Annotated in this window: 19 protein-coding genes and 1 pseudogene; 14 read left to right on the plus strand and 6 right to left on the minus strand. The window is 37.3% G+C overall.

All coding sequences use genetic code 11. The features are described from left to right. Positions 1-5: 5 nt before the first annotated feature. The 3 genes from speB to nspC all read left to right on the plus strand — a co-directional run bounded on the left by speB (position 6) and on the right by nspC (position 3,329). On the plus strand, positions 6-869 hold the full coding sequence (gene speB, locus HZI73_RS05050; RefSeq protein WP_212697171.1) for an agmatinase: 864 nt from the start codon (positions 6-8) through the stop codon (positions 867-869). Between the two features lie 101 nt (positions 870-970). Then, positions 971-2,170 carry a saccharopine dehydrogenase family protein gene (locus HZI73_RS05055; protein WP_212697172.1) on the plus strand — a complete coding sequence of 400 codons (1,200 nt, stop codon included), beginning with the start codon at positions 971-973 and terminating at the stop codon, positions 2,168-2,170. A gap of 10 nt (positions 2,171-2,180) precedes the next feature. Then, positions 2,181-3,329: a carboxynorspermidine decarboxylase gene (gene nspC, locus HZI73_RS05060; RefSeq protein ID WP_212697173.1), complete on the plus strand. Its 1,149-nt coding sequence runs from the start codon at positions 2,181-2,183 to the stop codon at positions 3,327-3,329. 612 nt (positions 3,330-3,941) lie between these two features. Here the strand turns inward: nspC and HZI73_RS26810 are convergent. Next, a pseudogene (locus HZI73_RS26810) lies at positions 3,942-4,124 on the minus strand (PspC domain-containing protein); the annotation flags it as partial. Between the two features lie 206 nt (positions 4,125-4,330). Here HZI73_RS26810 and HZI73_RS05070 point away from each other — a divergent pair. Next, positions 4,331-5,044 (plus strand): PrsW family glutamic-type intramembrane protease, encoded by a 714-nt coding sequence (locus HZI73_RS05070; protein ID WP_212697175.1) that lies wholly within the window; start codon positions 4,331-4,333, stop codon positions 5,042-5,044. A gap of 154 nt (positions 5,045-5,198) precedes the next feature. Here the strand turns inward: HZI73_RS05070 and HZI73_RS05075 are convergent, their stop codons facing one another. Then, a complete protein-coding gene (locus HZI73_RS05075; RefSeq protein WP_212697176.1) occupies positions 5,199-6,248 on the minus strand; it encodes an aldose epimerase family protein in 1,050 nt (349 codons plus the stop codon). A gap of 173 nt (positions 6,249-6,421) precedes the next feature. Between HZI73_RS05075 and HZI73_RS05080 the strand changes: the two genes are divergently transcribed. Together HZI73_RS05080 and HZI73_RS05085 are read left to right on the plus strand one after the other, a co-directional pair. Beyond that, positions 6,422-7,183: a peptidylprolyl isomerase gene (locus tag HZI73_RS05080; protein ID WP_212697177.1), complete on the plus strand. Its 762-nt coding sequence runs from the start codon at positions 6,422-6,424 to the stop codon at positions 7,181-7,183. Between the two features lie 195 nt (positions 7,184-7,378). Next, on the plus strand, positions 7,379-8,572 hold the full coding sequence (locus tag HZI73_RS05085) for an ROK family protein (protein ID WP_212697178.1): 1,194 nt from the start codon (positions 7,379-7,381) through the stop codon (positions 8,570-8,572). Positions 8,573-8,579: 7 nt separating this feature from the next. Here HZI73_RS05085 and HZI73_RS05090 read toward each other — a convergent pair whose 3' ends face one another. After that, positions 8,580-8,897 (minus strand): DUF202 domain-containing protein, encoded by a 318-nt coding sequence (locus HZI73_RS05090; protein ID WP_212697179.1) that lies wholly within the window; start codon positions 8,895-8,897, stop codon positions 8,580-8,582. Positions 8,898-9,669: 772 nt separating this feature from the next. Beyond that, a complete protein-coding gene (locus HZI73_RS05095) occupies positions 9,670-10,143 on the minus strand; it encodes a hypothetical protein (protein ID WP_212697180.1) in 474 nt (157 codons plus the stop codon). Between the two features lie 164 nt (positions 10,144-10,307). Here HZI73_RS05095 and yfcE point away from each other — a divergent pair, with 164 nt between their 5' ends. After that, on the plus strand, positions 10,308-10,850 hold the full coding sequence (yfcE, locus tag HZI73_RS05100) for a phosphodiesterase (RefSeq protein ID WP_212697181.1): 543 nt from the start codon (positions 10,308-10,310) through the stop codon (positions 10,848-10,850). A 189-nt stretch (positions 10,851-11,039) separates the two neighbouring features. Here yfcE and HZI73_RS05105 read toward each other — a convergent pair whose 3' ends face one another. Further along, positions 11,040-11,867: a DUF1189 domain-containing protein gene (locus HZI73_RS05105; protein WP_212697182.1), complete on the minus strand. Its 828-nt coding sequence runs from the start codon at positions 11,865-11,867 to the stop codon at positions 11,040-11,042. Positions 11,868-12,283: 416 nt separating this feature from the next. Between HZI73_RS05105 and HZI73_RS05110 the strand changes: the two genes are divergently transcribed. The 4 genes from HZI73_RS05110 to HZI73_RS05125 are packed head-to-tail and all read left to right on the plus strand — an operon-like array spanning position 12,284 to position 17,346. Then, positions 12,284-13,429: a THUMP domain-containing class I SAM-dependent RNA methyltransferase gene (locus tag HZI73_RS05110; RefSeq protein WP_212697183.1), complete on the plus strand. Its 1,146-nt coding sequence runs from the start codon at positions 12,284-12,286 to the stop codon at positions 13,427-13,429. Between the two features lie 54 nt (positions 13,430-13,483). Beyond that, a complete protein-coding gene (locus HZI73_RS05115) occupies positions 13,484-15,382 on the plus strand; it encodes a lectin like domain-containing protein (RefSeq protein WP_212697184.1) in 1,899 nt (632 codons plus the stop codon). A 21-nt stretch (positions 15,383-15,403) separates the two neighbouring features. Beyond that, entirely contained in the window at positions 15,404-16,393 is a 990-nt protein-coding gene (locus HZI73_RS05120) for a DHH family phosphoesterase (protein ID WP_212697185.1), read from the plus strand. 29 nt (positions 16,394-16,422) lie between these two features. Next, positions 16,423-17,346: an alpha/beta fold hydrolase gene (locus HZI73_RS05125; RefSeq protein ID WP_212697186.1), complete on the plus strand. Its 924-nt coding sequence runs from the start codon at positions 16,423-16,425 to the stop codon at positions 17,344-17,346. 110 nt (positions 17,347-17,456) lie between these two features. Here the strand turns inward: HZI73_RS05125 and HZI73_RS05130 are convergent, their stop codons facing one another. Beyond that, on the minus strand, positions 17,457-18,365 hold the full coding sequence (locus HZI73_RS05130; protein WP_212697187.1) for an ABC transporter substrate-binding protein: 909 nt from the start codon (positions 18,363-18,365) through the stop codon (positions 17,457-17,459). Between the two features lie 246 nt (positions 18,366-18,611). Between HZI73_RS05130 and HZI73_RS05135 the strand changes: the two genes are divergently transcribed. The 3 genes from HZI73_RS05135 (at position 18,612) to HZI73_RS05145 (ending at position 21,709) form a co-directional block, all read left to right on the plus strand. After that, positions 18,612-20,516 carry an FAD-dependent oxidoreductase gene (locus HZI73_RS05135; protein WP_212697188.1) on the plus strand — a complete coding sequence of 635 codons (1,905 nt, stop codon included), beginning with the start codon at positions 18,612-18,614 and terminating at the stop codon, positions 20,514-20,516. A gap of 304 nt (positions 20,517-20,820) precedes the next feature. Then, complete coding sequence (locus tag HZI73_RS05140; RefSeq protein WP_212697189.1) at positions 20,821-21,195, plus strand: NusG domain II-containing protein; 375 nt, start codon at positions 20,821-20,823, stop codon at positions 21,193-21,195. Beyond that, positions 21,179-21,709, plus strand: coding sequence for a Gx transporter family protein (locus HZI73_RS05145; RefSeq protein WP_212697190.1), 531 nt, complete (start codon positions 21,179-21,181; stop codon positions 21,707-21,709). Before HZI73_RS05140 ends, HZI73_RS05145 begins: the two co-directional genes overlap by 17 nt. The last annotated feature ends 66 nt before the right edge of the window (positions 21,710-21,775 follow it).

Raw genomic sequence — 21,775 nt, forward strand, 5'->3', positions numbered from 1 at the left:
GCAACATGCTAAAAGACCAAAGAGCCATCATCCATGAAGGTATCCTAAGTGAATATGATCAGAGTCAGGTGGTTGTTTTTGGCCTTCCTTTTGATGGCACCGTATCTTATCGGCCGGGAACACGATTTGGACCACAGATGATAAGAAACGAATTAGATGGACTTGAAACCTACAGTCCTTATTTGGATAAAGATATGGTGGATTACTCACTATGTGATTTAGGGGATTTACCCTTACCTTTTGGAAACACAGAAAAAGTCATGACGTTGATTGAAGAAGAGGTGGGTACATTATTAGAAGATGGTAAAAAGCTGTTAGCCATAGGGGGGGAACACCTTGTATCTTACCCTGTCATCAAAGCTCACCTTAAGAAATACAAAGACCTGCATATCATTCACCTAGATGCCCATGCAGATTTACGAGAGGATTACTTAGGTGAGTCCTTATCCCATGCAACCGTGATGCGGCGGGTGTATGAACAACTAAACACAGGTAAAATCTGGCAGTTTGGCATACGGTCAGGTACAAAAGAAGAATTCCAATTTGCCAAAACCCATACCAAGATGCATCCTTTTGACTTAAAAGGATTAGATAAAGCTGTTCATGAAATTGGTCAAGACCCTGTATATGTGACCATTGATTTAGATGTGCTGGACCCTTCAATTTTTAGTGGGACAGGTACACCAGAGCCAGGAGGAGCAACCTTCAAAGAGCTTATGGAGGCTATGGGTCAGTTAACCAGACTCAACATTGTGGGTGGGGACCTTGTAGAATTGTCCCCAAACTATGATCAAAGTGGTGTATCCACACTGGTAGCCTGCAAAGTCCTTAGAGAATTATCCCTTGTCTTGGCAAATCATACAACATGATGATATGATGATTCACTATAGAAGGAACATATCTCTGTATTAAAAGATAAATGAGCAAATGTAATGAAAAATAAAATTTTAAAATATAGGAGGTTTATACCATGGGAAAAGCCCTTATTATTGGAGCTGGCGGCGTTTCAAATGTGGTGGTGCATAAATGTTGTCAGAATCCTGAAGTTTTTGAAGAAATCATGATTGCAAGCCGTACTAAGTCAAAATGCGATGCTATGAAAGAAAAATTAGATGGTGGTAAAACCATTATCCATACAGCACAAGTAGACGCAGACGATACAGATGCTCTAATTGCACTTATAAAAGATTTTAAACCTGAAATGGTCATTAACGTTGCCTTACCTTACCAAGATTTAACCATCATGGATGCTTGTCTAGCAACAGGAGTCCATTACTTAGATACAGCCAATTATGAACCTCCCGAGATTCCCAAGTTTGAATACAAATGGCAATGGGCTTATAAAGAGCATTTTGAAAAAGCAGGACTAACAGCCATCTTAGGTTGTGGTTTTGATCCAGGCGTAACAGGTGTGTTTAGTGCCTATGCCATGAAGCACTACTTCGATGAGATTCATTATATTGATATTTTAGATGCAAATGGTGGTGACCATGGGTACCCATTTGCAACCAACTTTAACCCAGAAATTAATATTCGTGAAATTACAGCTAACGGAAGATACTGGGAACAAGGAGAATGGATTGAAACGGAACCATTAGCCATCAAACGTGTATTTGACTTTGACGGTATAGGTGAAAAAGATGCGTACCTGCTTTATCATGAAGAATTAGAATCATTAGCATTGAACATTAAAGGAATCAAACGTATTCGCTTCTTCATGACATTTTCCCAGCAGTATATTACCCACCTGAATGTGCTTCAAAATGTAGGAATGACCAGTATTGAACCCATTGCATTTGAAGGAAAAAGCATCCAACCTTTACATTTCCTAAAGGCCGTGTTACCTGACCCAGCGACTTTAGGTCCCAGAACAAAAGGTAAAACCAACATTGGATGTATATGCCAAGGTGTAAAAGATGGTAAACCCGTCACCTATTATGTCTATAACATGTGTGACCATGAAGCTTGTTACAAAGAAGTAGGCTCACAAGCCATTTCCTATACAACAGGTGTGCCAGCCATGATTGGAGCCAAGTTGCTCATGGAAGGTAAATGGAAGAAACCTGGGGTATATAACGTAGAAGAATTTGACCCAGACCCATTTATGGACGAGCTGAACAAGCAAGGATTACCTTGGCACGAGAACTTCAACCCCGTACTCTTGGATTAAGGAAAGATGAATGATGAATGAAAAAGACATAAAACTTATAAAAAGTATTAAAACCCCAGCGTACATTGTGGACAAACGCTTATTAACCAAAAATCTAGAAACATTAAAATATGTACAAGACCAAACAGGATGTAAAATTTTATTAGCCTTAAAAGGGTTTTCCATGCATGCCGTATTCCCTCTTGTGGGGGAATACTTAGCAGGCATCACATCCAGTTCTCTTTTTGAAGCACAATTAGGCGCAGAATACATGAACAAAGAAGTGCACATCTATGCACCAGCCTACCGTGATGATGAATTCGACCATGTTCTTCAAACATGCGACCATATTGTCTTTAACTCCATAAGTCAGTACAACCGATTCAAAGCACGCATCAAAAATGCCAAAAAGCCAATCCAATGTGGCCTAAGGGTCAACCCCGAATACTCCGAAGTAGAAACAGCAATCTACGACCCATGCGCACCTCATTCCCGATTAGGCACCCTAGAGAAAAAAATTACTCACCAAGACCTAGAAGGCATAGAAGGCCTCCATTTTCATACCATGTGTGAACAACAGGTGGATACCCTAGAACGTACCCTAAACGTAGTGGAAGAAAAATTCGGCAAGTACCTCTACCACATGAAATGGTTAAATCTCGGTGGCGGTCATCACATCACACGAAACGATTACGATGTAGAACGTCTTATTACACTCATCAACCGTATACGAAACCAATACAACATCATGGTGTACCTAGAACCAGGTGAAGCAGTAGCCTTAAACTGCGGCTATCTCGTCACATCTGTTCTCGATATCGTCCATAATGGCATGGACATTGCCATCATTGATTCCTCCGCAGCCTGCCATATGCCCGACGTCATCGAAATGCCCTACCGACCACACATCATCCATTCAGCCAAACCAGAACAAAAACCCTATACCTACCGAATAGGCGGCATGACATGCCTAGCAGGCGACATCATCGCCGATTATGCCTTTGACCATCCACTCAAAAACGGAGACAAACTCATATTCACCGACATGGCACACTACACCATGGTCAAGAACAACATGTTCAACGGCATCAACCTACCATTGATCGCCCTCATGGACGATCAAGGCATCCAAATTATAAGAGAATTTACCTATGAAGACTATAAATCCAGACTATCCTAATATGGTCCAAGATTTTTATAGAAAGTTCTCATACCTATATACCTATGTAAATTATAATTACTAAACTTACCCCAAATCAACCATATACGTCAACATCAAAAAAGCTGTCTCATAAAAGCATCACGTCATTACCATAGGATCATGTTATAGGTTAAGCGAAGAGCGCAGCCACGGACGGCGGAGCGCAGACACTCTAAACACGGACGTTTAGGTGTCTGAAAAGCTTAACCTATAACATGATCCAGAAACCTCAAGCCAACAACAATGCTTTTATAGAAACAGCCCAAACCTCAAGCCATAAAAATCTTTTCTAAAAATAACAAAACATTTCTAATCACAAAACTCTACTTCAAAAAAACAGAACTTCAACCAAAATCCTTTATCCACCTACTTCCGATCCCGAGTAAGAATAATAAACCCAAAACCAATAAGCGCCACAGGCCAAAGCAAATCAAAATCAAACCAATGAAAAATCTTTTCAGCAATGGATACACCACCAAAAATAATAAGAATAATACCTAAAATCAATCGTGAATTCCGCGATGAATACTGAGCAGGCTGATGCTGGTCATTTCCATGCTCATCATACACATAATCACCAGTCATATTTTTAGGTCTCTCAGGCATAATAAGCATAGCTACTATATAAGCGAATACTCCAAAACCCCAAGTAAAAAAACCAATAACAAAAACAATGCGAACAACAGTCGGGTCAATATTAAAATATTCACCTAAACCGCCGCATACACCGCCAATAACATGATTTTCTCTAGAACGGTACAGTCTTTTATCCATGTATATCTCCCCTTCGTCAATAAGCATTCTGCATAGAATACTCCATATTTTATTATATTAATAGTAGGACATACAATATAACAATGCTGTATAACTAATTGAAAGCTAATAAACAGCTAGTTTACAGCTATATTATAATATATTTTATGCTATAATACAATCATATGCTAAATATTAAGCACTGACGACAACAAGGAGGATGACCTTTGGATATTGATTTATATCTTATTGCTATAACACCAAGTATTGCCCTTGCCCTCATCATTTACTTTACAGATCGATACGATAGAGAACCACTACATCTCTTAATCAAATTATTTGTTATAGGAGCTCTTAGTATCATTCCTGTCATGTTCATTGAAAGGGTATTGGATAACATGAATATATGGAACGGTCATTTAGCCGCCTTGTATACTTCTTTCATCGTCGCTGGTTTGACAGAAGAATGGGCAAAGCGATGGGTTGTATTAAAAGTAGCCTATCACCACCCAGCCTTTAATGAAAAATTAGATGGGATTGTCTATGCCGTGATGGTTTCTTTGGGATTTGCTACCGTAGAAAATGTACTGTATGTGGTGTTTCGGTATGCACATATACCTACCATTGGTTTTCAACGGGCCATTTTTTCAGTACCAGCACACATGCTTTTCGCCATAACCATGGGGTACTATTTATCACTGGCTAAATACACGAATAATAACCTTCAAAAAAAACACTATTTAAAACTATCCCTTTATATGCCCATTCTATTACATGGTATCTATAATTATATTTTAATGGCTCAAAGTGAACGCTTACTGATGTTCTTTATACCTTTTGTTATCTTTTTATGGAGCTATAACCTACGAAAACTAAGTGCTTACTATAAAGAATCGAAGCACAGACAACATAACCACATGGAACAGGAAGAGATAGAATGATTCTTCAACATAAAAACGGGCTTATCCATGGCGTTATAACGACTATGCAGAGGTTATAGCTAAGGATAAGCCTGTCTTTTTATGAAGCATTTCTCGTTAATAAAGATAGTGATAGTCATTTAACCATCCTATATAATAATACCAGAAACAGCCATTATTTAATTGAAAAACGATACATGGTATAAGCCTCATAGGTTTCACCAGGCTCTAAAAACTGACTTTCAAAGCAGGATTGATTAATGGCATCGGGATAATACTGTGTTTCCAGGCAAACGGCAAGATGGGGTTTTGTTATGGCACCATGGGATAATGGTATGCCTTCTTCCATTTGATTGCATGCATAGACAACCACAGATTTCTGATCCGTAAACATGTCCATATAACGACCACTTTCAGCATCATATAAGGAAGCTTTTACACCATCATGGTCCTTTAACATAAATGGATGATCATAACCACCACCTGCGTAAGTAAGCTGTTCTTCATCATTGGTTAAGTCTTGTCCCACTTTTTTAGGAGTACGAAAATCAAATGCAGTGCCTGCTACATCAGCTATACCAGCAGGAATGATGTCAGAATCTACAAGACCATATTTATCAGCATCAAGCATTAATACTTGGCCCAATATATCTCTTTTTCCATTACCTGCAAGGTTAAAATAAGAATGATTCGTCATGTTCACAATGGTTTTTTTATCCGTCGTTCCTTTGTAGAAAATTTCTAATGCGTTATCGTTTGTAAAACGATAAGTCACCTGCACATCCAGATTGCCAGGAAAGCCTTCTTCACCATCTTTACTTAAGTAATTAAGGGATAGAGAGACAGCATCCCCATCCATTATTTCGGTACATTGCCATATAACTTTATCAAAGCCTTGTAAACCACCATGTAAGGCATGTCCGTTATTGTTAGCGGCTAAGGCATAAGTGGTACCATCCATATCAAAAGATGCACCGGATATGCGACCAGCTATACGTCCTACAATACAACCGAAATAGGGGGATTTTTCTTCATATGCTTCAATGGAATCCATACCTAGAACAACGCTTTCGACATGTCCATTTTTATCAGGAACCATTATATCCGTGATAATACCACCATAGTTTAAAATGCTGACACTGGCACCATGGTCGTTATAAAGTGTATATTTGGTTACTTCTTCACCGGCTTTTGTCACACCAAAACCTGTTGATTTTATTTCCATTTTATTCAACTCCTTTTCTTGGATTATACTATAAATGATTTATTTCTTCTATAGATATTGCAAAATAATAGCAGTTATACTATGATAGGTGTTGAGAGTATCATAGGGATACTCCTAAAAGCACGAAATCATGGCGATAACAAAAAAATAATAATAAATAGAGGAGATTACCCATGGATAGTAATGTATTAGCAAGAGTACAAGACATTGAAATTACAAAACAACATCTCATGAACATTATGCGTTCTTTACCACAACAACAAATGATGGAAGTGAGTACAGAAGAAGGAAGAAAAAAATTATTAGATGAGATTGTATCAAGCGAGTTATTCTATTTAAGCGCTTCTGAACAGCAGTTAGACCAAGAAGAAGAATTTAAGCAAATACTTGAAGAAGCTAAACACAGTTTACTTCAAAGATATGCTGTACAAAAACTTTTAGAAAACATCACAGTAAGTGACGAAGAGATGAAAGCTCATTATGAAAAGAACAAAGACAGTTTCGTTGCTTCTGAAGAAGTAAGAGCTAAGCATATTCTTGTTGCTGAAGAAGATAAAGCCAAAGCCATCAAAGAAGAAATTGCAAAGGGTGAAAAGACATTTGATGAAGCAGCCAAAGCTTATTCCACATGTCCTTCAAAAGAAAAAGGCGGCGACTTAGGATTCTTTGGCAAAGGAAGAATGGTTCCAGAATTTGATCAAGCAGCTTTTACGTTAGACGTGGGTACGGTTAGCGATATTGTTAAAACACAATTTGGCTATCATCTTATACTTGTGGAAGAGAAAAGAGAAGCGGCTGTAAAACCTTATGACCAAGTAGCTGAGCAAATAAAGCAAACCTTAGTAAGAGGTAAGCAGCAAGAGGTATACAGCGAGAATGTGAATGTATTAAAAGAGAAATATAAAGTTGAAATAAATGAAGATGCATTAAAATAAGCAACCCATGTAAAAAGCTGCCTTAGGCAGCTTTTTTTCCATTCTCTTTCTATACCTTGTCAAATTGATTCACATAGATTCATGTATGATCTAAAATTCCTATGTTAAACGTGTTGGAAGTATTTTCTTGTATGGACGAATATATAGAATTATGGTAATATGATGTCATTAAGATCGTATGAGGATGTGGACGAAATGGACTATTATGCGAATATGGAAGCACTAACAGATGATAATAAAAATGTCTTTGTAAAGATTCTAAGGTTTGGGCCATTAACGAAGAAAAAAATTATAGAATATACCCACATGAAGTTGACCACATTAAACCGTTCCATTCAAGTACTCATACATGCTAAACTCATTGTAGAAATAGGGGAGCAAGCTTCAACAGGTGGCAGGAAGCCTGCGCTTTTTGATGTGAACCCTATGGCATATTATCTTGTGGGGATCGATATTTCAAGAACATATTCTAAGGTGATTATCACTAATCTTAAGCGAGAAATTCTATTTGATAAAGAGTTTGAAATGAAGCATGATATGACCCCCTATAAAACTGTAGAATGTATTAAGAAACTATATCTTAGAGGACTGCGGTCACTAGGTCTTAAAAAGGAATCCATATTAGGTGGAGGTCTTGGCACCATTGGTCCTTTAGACCCAAGAGAAGGGATCATCCACAAGCCAAATAATTTTTATGCAAAAGGTTGGACCAATGTACCCATAAAAAACATGTTAGAAAAAGCCCTGGGTATTAACATGGTTATTGACAATGGAGCCAATACAGCTGTTTATGGGGAGTATGTATCACGATCCTTAATTGAATACAAGAATATTGTTTATGTGAATTGTGGTATTGGTATACGTACAGGTGTCATGGCAGGCGGAAAAATTATATCAACCATACACAATTCTAACGATGCTTTTGGGCATATGGTGGTTAACTTTGATGGTGAGCCATGTTATTGTGGACAATATGGGTGTGTGGAATGCTATGCGTCCATACTTGCCATTGAAAAAAAGTACCGCAGCTACCTGAAATTAGGACGAGAAACAAACATTAAAAAACCCATAAGCCAAATAACTTATGGGGATATCATCCGTGCTGGTGACCATGGCGAAGAACTTGCTCAAGATGTTTTAGCATCAGCAGCACGTATATTGGGAATAGGATTGGTTAACTATGTGACCCTTGTCAACCCAGAAAAAATAATCTTAAGTGGACCCATGATGAACCTTTCAGATATATTTTACCATATGGTCATCACCTATATTGAAAAAAGCGTCTTGAAGGATGGTCATTCTATTGTATTTGTAAGAGGAGGAGCCTATAAGGATAATGCCATTGCCTTAGGGGCGGCTCATATGTTTTTAAGAGATAAATTACAATAGATGATGATTAATGAATTTTGTAGTTTGCGGCTTTCTTAATTTTCTTTAAATCTTTACTGGTTTTTATAAAACGATACAGCCCAATGAACCCAATGACAACACCAAGTGGAACGAATACATAACCAATAATTTCAATTAGCAAATCATTAGAGAATTTAATAAAAGATGAACCTGCTACGATTAAGCTAAGAGCTGTTCGTATATAAGCCAATAAGGTTCTTTCATTGGCTAAAAAAGTCCGGTCAGTGGCTAATAGATCTCTTAAGATTAAAGAGTCTTTCTTAAAAGCATAGATAACATTAGCGTTGCGTTTATTATGAATCATGTTCACTTCACCTCGATTATATTTATTAACTTTATACCAAAATGGTCTAAAGATAAGTGGTAAAAACCTTATATCTCTACTTCTATTATACCACTTTTGACCAAAATAGCAATAAGTAAAATAAAAGTTTTAGAATTAACACCATGGTTTAGGTAATAATAGACGTAAAGATAGAGAAAAAAAGAAATTAAAGCTTCTTTCTGTAAAAAAAGGAAGAAAAGGACACATAAAAGACAAATTAAATACAAAAGGATTACACTCTTCTTCTATATAATTCTAATTGACGACATAACATTAGACATAATATGACATCAAGGACGACATCATATTTGACAGACGCGTATAAACGCACAAAAATATAATAGAGAATCCCCTCTCATTATAACCCAGAAGAAAGAGAATCAAGTGCTTGGTTCTCTTTTTTTAGTTTTATGTCCTGTTCATAGTTATCACATAAAAAAATGTAGCTTTCAGTCAAAAGACACATAAAGAACATAACAGAAACAAACAGAAGACATCTGCTGGGTGTATAATTCTACATGAAACAACAAGATTAACATAAAACATTATAAACAACATCATGAAGTACAAACATAGGACACAATTTTTACATAGATAAAAGCAGATATAGGACATAATTGAAGACATGAGGCATGAGCGCAAAAAATAATAGAGAATCCCCTCTCATTATTACCCAGAAAAAGAGAACCTTATAGGTTCTCTTTTTCAGCATCCTATAAACCCCTGAAAGTTTTGACCTGGCTATAGACACTCATTTGCGGAATTCATCAATAATCTCTTGATTCGTTGGTCTTCCGTCATCCCATTTACGATTCATGCGCGAAAGGGGGCTAACGTGACGCATTTTTTGCTTGTTATCCATTTTATTTCTAAGTTGTTGCATGCGATGCATACGGGCCTGAATTTCATTTTTATGTATTTTAATAAGCTCTTGTTCACGTTGGCGTGCTAATCGTTGAGCTTTGGTTTTGCCACGAATAACCAAAAAGGTGAATGTAATGAAAACCACGGATAGAATGATTAAACAAATATCATACATACCGATAATGAACAACAGTGAACTTACGATTAAGACAAGGCCTATCACACGTGTTGCAATAATGGAAAGAGGGTCATGATATAAGAAGATGTTAATAACAAGACTATGTATATAATTATTAGCTGATAAACTGAGACCAACACCTAACAGCAAAATAAAAATTAAGATGATCTGAGTTTGAGTCAAATAGACACCTCCTTAGTCGTCTAGTATAACGCTATTATTCTATCATATATTAGTGAATAATGGAATGAAAAACAGAGGGTAATATAGGATATTTTATAAGGCTATTGACGCTAATAGAATTATATGGAATAATAACCCTATTACAGAATTGGAAGGTGATTGTTGTGAAATTAATGTTTGTTTCAGATATTCATGGCTCAAACTATTATGCGGATAAAGCCATAGAAAAATTTAAAGAGGAAAAGGCAGATTATATGGTTTTATTAGGCGATTTATTATATCATGGACCCAGAAATCCATTACCCAAGGATTATGCGCCAAGTAAAGTGCTTCTATTACTGAATCAATATAAGGATAAGATAGTAGCGGTTCGAGGAAATTGTGACAGTGAAGTAGACCAAATGGTATTGGAATTTCCAATGATGAGTGACTATACCATTATCTTTGATGGAACAAGAAGAATTTTTGCAACTCATGGGCATGGATTTAATGAAGGCAATATGCCTCCATTACAAGATGGTGACATGCTTATTCATGGGCATACCCATATACCTGTAGCGAAAGAGGTTTCTGGGAAATATATCATGAATCCAGGGTCCATCTCCTTACCAAAAGAGGACTACCCAAACAGTTATGGAATCTGGGAAAATAATCGGTTTATGGTAAAGGATTTTGACGGACATGTTATTAAGTCCTTAGATATATAAATCATTAAGGCAATTAAATAGGGCTGTGTCATCAAAGTACATGCTTACTTTGGACACAGCCCTTACCTTATTAAATCTTAAAGGAAAGTTCTCAATTTAACAAATGAAATAGAAGCGTTTTTATATGCGTCAAGGAAACTTTCCTAACGCAACAACTTGCTTCGCAAGACGCGACGTAGTCGCTTTGTTCTAGTCTGTCCCATCCATAACATTTCTAGTAGTAGGTTCATCATGGTTGTTTCTTAGATGTTTTAGAGCTACATGGACAATGATGGTAATTAGACCATAGTAGAGTAGTATCTTAATACCAAAGGCTATTGGCATTAAGGAGCTATTAATGAGTACAATGATAAGGGATGGCAAGGTTAAGGCGTAGATGCCAATCTTATATAATTCATTAAAGGTAAAAGGTGTCTTCATAATGGAATTCATAATGAGTCCGATGATGCTTGCAAATAAACTCTCAAGAAACTTCAATAAAAGTGTACCAATAATAATAACGACAAATAATGTACCAAACAATAAGCCTTTCATGGTGTGTAAGAATTCAATGACTTTGTATTTATCAATATGCATATCTTCCAAGGTGCTGAAATCAAAAGGTATCGGCGGACTACCAGCTTGGAAGATAATAATACGTTCTGGGGTGATTAGGTATCCTACGTCATATCCAGCTAAATCATTGAGATCATACATGCTTTCCATATCTAAAATAAAGATCAAATCTTTGTCTTGTCGATATACATAAGGTTCATCCATTTCCACATGCAGACGACCGTTTTGAATATCAATAGCAGGTGCATCATCTGATTCAAGGAATGTGATGGTCTGATTAATGGATTCGTTTGTTTTATTTGCTAAAACACCAGCGTATATTATACCCAAGACCACAGACAGTAAAACTAAATACCCGATAGCTTTACCTGTGCTTTCACGCCGTATTTGGCGATAGACTTCAAAGTCTGTAAAGCTTTTTATAAACTTAACAAAAATGTTTGCCCGCTTTTCATTTTCCATAGAATATCTCCTTCATTTTTCTCTTATCATAAAGTTCTTTGAACGTAGCATATGAAAATAGACGCGTTTTCATATGCATCAAGATACGTTCTTAACGAAACACCTTGCTTCCCAAGGTATAACGTAGTCCCTTTGTTATTGTCTTATTGGGAAGTATTCCCATACGACACAATGTTAGCACATATTAAATTTTTCTTCAAGGCGATAGAAAGATTAATCTGTAATTTTCATGATTTGTAACAAAGATTTAATGCTACAATATTGTGTTACCATACTTTTTCCCGTATAATGAAGATAGTTCAACTGTAAAAAGTTTACTATCATATGAACAGGGCATTCAAGAGGTGTATACCTTGAATACTTATGCTAATAATAGAGATACACATGATAAGTGAAAGAAGTTAGGAGTATTAAACATGTCATATATTGAGTTAACCACACCCTGCATCTTTGGTGTGGAAACTGTACTAAAAAAGGAAATAATGGATTTGGGCTATACCATTAAAGAAGTGGAAGATGGTCGTATCACATATGAAGCTGATGAATTGGGTATTTGTCGTTCTAACCTTTGGCTTAGAACAGCTGAAAGGGTCATGATAAAGGTTGGAGATTTTGAGGCAACCAGCTTTGAAGCATTATTTCAAAAGACGAAAGATTTGCCTTGGGAGAGATGGATACCACAAGATGGCAAGTTCTGGGTTAAAAAAGTAGCTTCTATAAAATCCAAGTTATTTAGTCCATCGGATATACAGTCCATTATTAAAAAGGCCATGGTAGAGCGCTTAAAAAGAATCCATGGCGTAAATTGGTTTAAAGAAGATGGTGCACATTACCCTCTGAGGGTCTTTATTAAGAAAGATCGGGTGTCCATTTGTCTGGATGCCAGTGGAGAAGCTTTACACAGAAGAGGTTATCGTACGTTAACCAGTAAAGCACCTATTAGTGAAACCTTGGCAGCGGCAATGATACAGCTGTCGCCTTGGAATAAGGAGCGCATCTTAGTGGACCCTTTTTGTGGCAGCGGCACCATTCCTATCGAGGCCGCTATGATAGCCATGAATATGGCACCAGGTCTTAATCGCGAATATGAAGCAGAAGCATGGAAGCATATTATACCACCTAAATTATGGCTAAGAGCTGTTGATGAAGCCAATGACGTGATGGATACCACAAGCAAATTTTCCATATCCGGTTATGACATGGATTATAAGGTATTGAAATTGGCAAGAGAAAATGCCAAGAATGCTGGTGTTGATCATGTGATTCATCTGCAAGAAAGAGATATGCGTCAGATTCGGCACCCTAAGAAGTACGGTTTTGTCATTACCAATCCACCTTATGGTGAACGTCTAGAAGACAAAGAGTCCGTTATGGCATTATATAAAGAAATGAAAGTGGCTTTTGATCATCTGGATAACTGGTCTTACTATATTATCACATCCTTTGATGATTTTGAGCGCTACTATGGTAAGAAAGCAGATAAAAAGAGAAAACTTTACACGGGTATGATGAAAGCAAATCTATACCAGTATTTTGGTGATAAACCGCCAAGAAGAAAATAAATAAATTGGGGATATGTGGGGTTTTACTAAATTATAGTGAAAAGAGGTTGGAGCTTGAAACTTAATCAGTATATTCGAAACTTAGTGGTAAGTATGATTGTTATTGTATGCTTTATACCCTCAACAGTGTCGGCAACCGAAACAGCAGTAGCTGTAAGCCTTGATAACGTGTATATTGCATATAATGATGAATATGGGAAACCATATATTGACGAGAATAACAGAACGATGGTTCCATTACGATTAACTTTGGAGCAATATGGAGCGGAAGTTTATTGGGATGGTGAAGCAGGCCTAGTCAGTATTATGCATGGAGGTATAACCGTTCATGTACCGATTGGGGAAAATTATATTTATCGAAATGGTAAGAAAATAGATAATGATACCCAAGCTGTTATTGTGAATAAACGTACATATTTGCCTATCCGAGTCGTTATGGAAGCTTTTGGATGTGAAGTGATTTGGGATGGGCATAACCGAGAAGTCGTTATTTATACGCGTGATTATGATGCAGGCGACTCACGATATGATCTGAGGGAAGAAGGGAATGTAACGTCTGTAAAAAATCAAGGTGACCTTGGAACATGTTGGGCTTTTGCAGCTCTTGGCGCTATGGAATCCACATTATTAACAAGAACTGGGGAACATTTTGATTTCTCAGAGGACAATATGAGTTTAGGCCATGGCTATAATTTAACCCAAGATGAAGGTGGCGATTTCATGCTGGCTTTAGCTTATTTTGCAAGATGGTCTGGACCTATATATGAAAGAGATGATGAATATGGTGATGGTCAGTCACCAGAAAATACAAAAAGTGTGAAACATCTACAAGAAGCCTTCTTTTTACCATCAAAAGATAAGAACATGATTAAAGATACGGTTAAAGCTTATGGTGGGTTACATACATCCATTTATTGGGATTTCACAGATGATATACATCATAGTCCCTACTATAATCAAGATACATATGCCTACTTTTATAATGGCACCAAAACCATTAACCATGATGTGGTGATTGTTGGATGGGATGATAACTATCCCAAAGAAAATTTTAAGATTCAGCCCAAGGAAAATGGTGCGTTCATATGTAAAAACAGCTTTGGCATAGATTTTGGTGAAGAAGGTTATTTTTATATGTCCTATGAAGACGTTTATATCGGCTCTCAGACCATGGTGTATAGTGGTATAGAAGAGCCTGATAATTACGATAAAATCTATCAATCTGATTGGTTAGGTCTAGTGGGCAACATTGGTTTTAATACAGATACAGCTTATTTTTCTAATGCCTATACCACAGGTGATAACCAAGAAGCGTTAGCAGCAGTCAGTTTTTATACCACAGGCATGCATTCAAAATATGAAGTTTATGTGGTAGAGGATTTTAAAGGAAAACCTGATTTTTCACGTATGGTTGCTGTGGAAAAGGGGTTCAAAGAGTTTAAAGGGTATTATACCATACCCTTATCAAAACCCATAACCTTGAAAAAAAATCAAAAATTTGCTGTGGTCGTTAAGATAACCACACCAGGCAGTAAATTCCCTATAGCAGCTGAGTTCAATCGGGATGTTAAATGGATTGACCAAGTAGACATTGAAGATGGGGAAGGGTATATGAGTTATGATGGGGAAAAGTGGGATGACACGGAAGACATTCTACAAAGTAATGTCTGTTTAAAAGCTTTCACAAAAATCATACAAGATGACAAGGTAGAACCCAATAATCCAAATTATATAGAGTCACTACCTGAGGAACAGGAAAACGTGGATATACAAGAGTTCAATGAATCAGATAATGGACCATCTGATTCCCCTAGCCCAATACAGAATAGTCAGGAAGAACAACCGGTTAAGACAACGCCAGCCGATGAAACGAAACCTGTAAGCAGTCCAGACATTATTCTTGATAAAGACGCAATACATCATAAAGATAAAAAATTACTAGGTTTAACATAAACCATGTGTAGGGGGTAAGATATGAAGCATCATGTATGTCGAATCCTTAAAGAACTAAAAGATGCAGAAAAGGTGTATATACAACCTCATAATATACCCGATCCAGATGCTATTGCCAGTAGTTTTGGGTTGAAAACATTATTAGCTTATAAGGGTATTGAATCAAACATTATACATGTGGAAACCATTGAAAAGGCTAATTCCAAAAAGATGGTAGAACTGTTTGGCATTGAGATGACCGTACAAGATACAATCCAATATGATAAAAAAGACTATGTGATACTGGTGGATTCGCAAATTGGTCATTCCAATATCACCAATCTATTTTATGAAAATCGTTTGGTTGTTGACCATCATGAAGTCACCCAGGATACGTGTGATTACCTTTATCAGGACATAAGACCACAGGTAGGTGCATGTGCCTCCATTATAACGGCGTACTTCCAAGAAGAGGATATCCCAATACCCATTAATGTGGCAACAGCCTTATTGTATGGCATCATGATGGATACCGATAATCTAACAAGACGTGTAAGTGACTTAGACATTGCTATGTTTTACTTTTTATATAACCAAGCCGACATTCGACTCATTAAATCCCTGAAGCTCAATCAAATTGTGAAATCCGATCTAATAGCCTATGCAAAAGCCTTAGATAGTGTAGAAATCTATGGGTATCTTGGGTTTGTTCATATTGTGAACTGTAATGATTCCTTGTTAGGTACCATAAGTGATATGGTGAATACCATAGAAGGTGTTCTTGTGGTGGTGGCATATGCTAAACGAAGTGATGGGGTGAAGTTCTCCATTCGTAGTGAGATGAGCAAAGTAAAGGCCAATACCTTAGTACGCTATATCATCCATGATAAAGGTGTTGGAGGAGGACATAATGAGATGGCTGGTGGTTTTATGTTGGCCGATAAGATGGATTTTCTAAGCAATAAACAATTAGATACCTATATTCGACATCGAGCAATAAGCTATGTAGAGAAGGTTGACCCACATTTGTAAAAAAGAATGATAAAGGCTGGAGTGATTGGATGAAAGAAAGAACTTTTAAAATCGACGGCTTAGAGGGACATAAGATATTTGTAGTAAGTTGGCTGCCTGATCATGCAGAAGATATAAAAGGCGTTATTCAAATAGTTCATGGAATGGCCGAACATTGCCTGCGCTATAGGGATTTTGCTACCTTTTTAACGCACAACGGATATGGGGTCTATGCACATGATCATCGAGGACATGGACAAAGCCTTGACCAAGAAGAGGATCTGGGGTTTTTTCATGATGATCAAGGGTGGCAGCATGTTGTGGATGAAGTACATCATGTTACTTCCTATATAAAGGAACATCATCCTAAAGAGCATTTTTTTATTTTAGGGCATAGTATGGGCTCACTGATTACAAGAGGGTATATACAACAGTATGGTCATGAAGTAAAAGGTGTTATTATAAGTGGCACAAGCGCAACAAAAGGTATATTAGGTAAAGTGGGTTACTTATTAGCTAAAGCCATATGTGCTGTGAAAGGACCACGGCATTACAGCTCGTTGCTTAATCAACTAAGCTTTGGCAGCTTTAATAAAAACTTTGCTCCCAATCGGACAGCCTATGATTGGTTAAGTCGAGATAAGAAGCAAGTGGACTGTTATGTGGATGATGAGCGATGCGGCTTTGTATGCACAGCTAAATTTTATATGGATTTATTGGCAGGATTGGAACACATCTCTCATAAAGAAAATATTAAAAAAACACCAAAAACATTACCGTTATTTATCATTTCTGGTACCAAAGACCCTGTAGGAAACATGGGAAAAGGTGTTACCAAAGTCAGCAAGGATTACATTACATGCGGATATCGCGTACAAGTAAAACTCTATGACGAAGGTCGTCATGAGATTCTTAATGAAACCAACTATATGGAAGTTTATATGGATATATTAAAATTTATCGAGACGGTATAACCTTATGAAGGTTGATTATATAACAGGAGATTAAGTGAGGGGCAGTTTCATAAGAGCAAGTTGATGGTTAGCTTTTTGCTTTTATGAAACGGCCCCTTTTATGATTGTTCTTATTCAATAAATTGAGGAGTTGCCATATCGTCAAATGTATACGTCTGCTTAGTCAATTCTTTTTCTAGCATCCATTTATTCACACGTTCAAGTTCCGATTCATCAGGTAAGCTTGCATGCTCATAAGCAGGCAACGTAAGGGTATCACGTGTTGTTGGCGGAAAGCCAGCTTTTTCCATGACCACATCCATATAAGTCTCACGGTCTGTATCTTTTATATAATCAACGGCCTGATTATATCCACGATAAAAATCAGATATGAGGCCAGCCTTTTTATCAATGGATGCTTGTGAGAAAATCATCACTGCTGGGTTTGTACCAATGGCATCACTGGTTGTGACATAGGTACCACCATTAAGAACAGCAGCATGAGCCAGAGGTTCTGGTAGCATAGCTAAGTCAATTTTACCATGTTGAAGCATTTCTAATCGAGTAGGCATCTTAGGTATTGCTACTTTATTTAATCCCATGTCTTGACTTAAGGCATAGATATCGGTCAGATATTCAATGATGGTGTTGCTGGATATGCCAATAGAAGTATCTGCTTTTATAGCATCAGCTTGTAAACCAGGGGTTGTAACAATAGCAAAGGCTCCCTGTGTTTTTGATGTCACCTGCATATCAAATTGATTATCTTTTAAGAAGATAGCAGATAATAAGTCAGAAGCTGTACCATCAATATTCCCTGTCTGCAAAGCTGTATCTCTGTCCACAGCACTTTTAAAATAAGACAGTTCAATGTGTTCACCCAGATAGCCATTTTCTTTAGCAAGAATCATGGGAATACTATCCAGATTAGGCAAAACACCAATGGTTAACGTGGTGGGTTCTTTTTTTGAACATCCTGCAAACATAATCAAGATGCTGATGGTTAATACTGTTAGTAGGTAGATTTTTATTTTGTTCATGAAAACATCCTTTCAACTACGTTTTACAGAGGATAAAAAAGCTAATGGTATTAAATTATACTACAAAGCCTAAGATGTCAATAACCAAAACCGTTAACAAAAGTTACAAAATGTGCAAAAAGGCTTTTATCGTATATTTTATGATATACTGGTGCAAGAACATGCAATAACTTATACCGCTAACAGTTAATTTTTTAACATAGTATATGCCATTATATATGATATCTTTCAAGGAGGAACACCGACGTGAAAAAACGTATTATAATCTTAGGTGCTGGCTATGCAGGGGTTCATGCAGGCAAGTTACTTCACAAAAAATTTAGAAAAGATGATACCGTTGAGATAACGTTGATAGACCGTAAACCTTACCACACACTTATGACAGAGCTTCATGAGGTTGCTGGTCATCGTACGAATGAAGATGCTATAAGAGTGGATATTCGTAAAATCTTTGCTAAACGTAAAGTGGACTTTATACAGGCCGATATTGCGTCCATTGATTTTGAAATGCAAGAACTTCGGTCCAAAGATGATATAACATTCTCATACGATTATTTAGTGATTGGTACAGGTAGTGAACCTTGTGACTATGGCATTGAAGGGGTAAGTGAACATGCGATGACACTATGGTCCTATGAAGATGCTGTAAGAATACGTGAACACATTCTTCATATGTTTCGAGAAGCCGTAAAAGAAACCAACCCCAAAAAGCGTAAAAGTCTCCTTAACTTTATTGTTGCCGGGGCAGGTTTTACAGGTGTAGAGATGGTTGGGGAGTTGGTTGAATGGACCAAAGTCCTAGCCCATGAGTTCAAAGTGGATAGAGAAGAAATAAATGTATCCATCGTGGATATATTACCTAAAATATTACCGATACTGCCAGATAAACTGATTCATAAAGCTACGCGACGACTCTATAAAATGGGTGTCAATGTGCTGCTGGACAGCCCAATTGAAAAGGTAGATAAAACCTATGCCTCTATTGGTGGACAGATTGTGCATACCCATACCGTTATTTGGACAGCTGGTGTCATGGGTTGTTCATTTGGAGCCAATTTAGGGCTGACTATGGGCAAAAAAGGTCGGGTACAAGTCAACGCATACATGCAGTCCATTGATGATGACCATGTGTATCTTATTGGTGATAACGCATATTTTGAAGAAGATCATCATCCTGTTCCTCAGATTGTTGAGGCAGCTCATCAAACAGCAGAGACGGCTGTGCATAATATTCACGCTGATATTACAGGGAAAGAAAAAGAAAAATTTAAATCCAATATCCGTGGTTTTATGGTATCCATCGGTTCCAGATATGGTGTGGCGAATATAGGTGCTAAGAAACCTGTTGCTCTATCTGGTTGGTTAGCCATGCTAATGAAGCACCTGATTAACATGGTGTATCTCTTTAAGATTGCAGGTGTTAACCGAACATTTTCATATATGCTCCATGAATTTTTCCATGTGAAAGATCGGAGAAGCTTTGTAGGTGGTCATTTCTCAAAAGCATCCCCTAATTTCTTCCTTTTACCATTTAGGGTTTATTTAGGTGTCATGTGGATGATAGAAGGGTTCAAAAAGATTGATGAAGGTTGGTTAAAAGAAGCTAAGATGATTGCTTCTGATGCCGCATCAACCATCAGTGGCGCAGTAGAAACAGCAACAGATGCCGTATCAGCAGCCAGTGGCGCAGCAGCAACAGCAACAGATGCGGTGACAGCAGCAAGTGGCGCAGTAGCCACAGCAACAGATGCGGTGACAGCAGCAACACAAGTAGGCGAACAAGTCAGCCAATATGGTGAACCCCTTATAAAAAATGTACCAGGTTTTATGCAGTGGATCATTGATAATATTGTGGCACCTAATGCAGTGGCGTTTCAAACGGTGATGGTTATCACGGAGATTGTACTGGGTGCATGTCTCATTATTGGTTTATTTACGTTCGTTTGGTCCATTGTAAGTGCAGGTTTAACCGTAATGATTACATTAACAGGTATGTCAGATGCCTCCATACTCTGGTATTTCTTCGGTAGTATCGCACTTATAGGCGGCTCAGGTTCTATGTTTGGACTGGATTATTATATCTTGCCATGGTTAAAAAAACGGTGGAAGAAGATAGGGATTGTTCGGAAATCCTATCTCTATTTTGATTAACAACGACCCATTAAAATGTTGGGCTTCAAAAATATTGTGTTCAATATGTTAGTGTCCTATAGCGTTTGGATAAACTATAGAAAGTAAAGGTAATCCCTTTGCTTTCTTTGTTGAATACAGGTTTTATCATCCATTGTTCCATAAAACCAGATTTCGTAAGGTGTGATTGTGAAAATAATACCCAGATATGTTATAATAATGGAAATGATAGAGGAATAAATACAAGCCCATGAATATCTTCCATGTAGAATAGAGGATTCGTATCAAGTTTACACACGTATGCCAAGAAAGGATTGGTTGCCTTATGAAACGAAATGACATCTATATAATTGTTGGTGTACTGATTGTTGCTGGGGTTTTATATGTATTAAATCAATACCGCATCAGTCAAATAGACACCAAGCATATTGTAGCTAACATATACGTAGATGGTGAACTATATAAGACAGTGCCCATTAACGAAGAAAAAGAAATTACAATTAAGACAAAATATGGGACAAATGTGGTTAGTATACATGATCATGGTGCAGAAATGGTCCATGCCAATTGTCCAGACCATCTTTGTGAAAAAGTTGGTTTTATTGGCCAAGTGGGAAACCGGATTGTATGTTTGCCTAATCGTGTGTATGTTGAGATTGCAGGGGATGTGGAGGAGGAAGTCGATGCCATATCCGAATAGAATAAAACAGCTTTCAAAAGTACAAAAGATGGTATTCATTGCAATGCTCATTGCCTTTGCACTTGTACTGAGTTATGTGGAAAGGTCATTTGGCGTTATTCTGCCTATTCCAGGTGTAAAACTGGGTTTAGCTAATATTGTAACCTTAGCAAGTCTTTACTTGCTGACCTTTCACGAAGCGTTGTTATTGGTGATGCTTAGAGTCATTTTAAATTGTTTTTTTGTAGGTTTTCAAACGTTTTGGTTTAGTTTATCTGGTGGTTTACTAAGTCTTGTTGTCATGTATTGTTTGTTAAGAATTGGAAAAGAGAAAGTGAGTACCATAGGGGTGAGTGTTGTTGGCGCAGTCAACCATAATATAGGGCAGTTAATCGTGATTGCAATCATAACCAATAGTGTTGATGTAGCTGCATCTTATTTCCCTGTTTTAGCGGTATCAGGTATTATAACAGGTGTGCTTGTAGGTATAACGGTTGGGTATTTATTGCCTTATTTGAACCGACTGTTTAGATAGACAAAGATAGCATGATGGCAATTTCATGAGGGACAAGCAGGTGTACTGAAAAATAAGGCGAGTGGG

The sequence above is a fragment of the Vallitalea pronyensis genome, assembly GCF_018141445.1.
GTDB lineage: Bacteria > Bacillota > Clostridia > Lachnospirales > Vallitaleaceae > Vallitalea > Vallitalea pronyensis.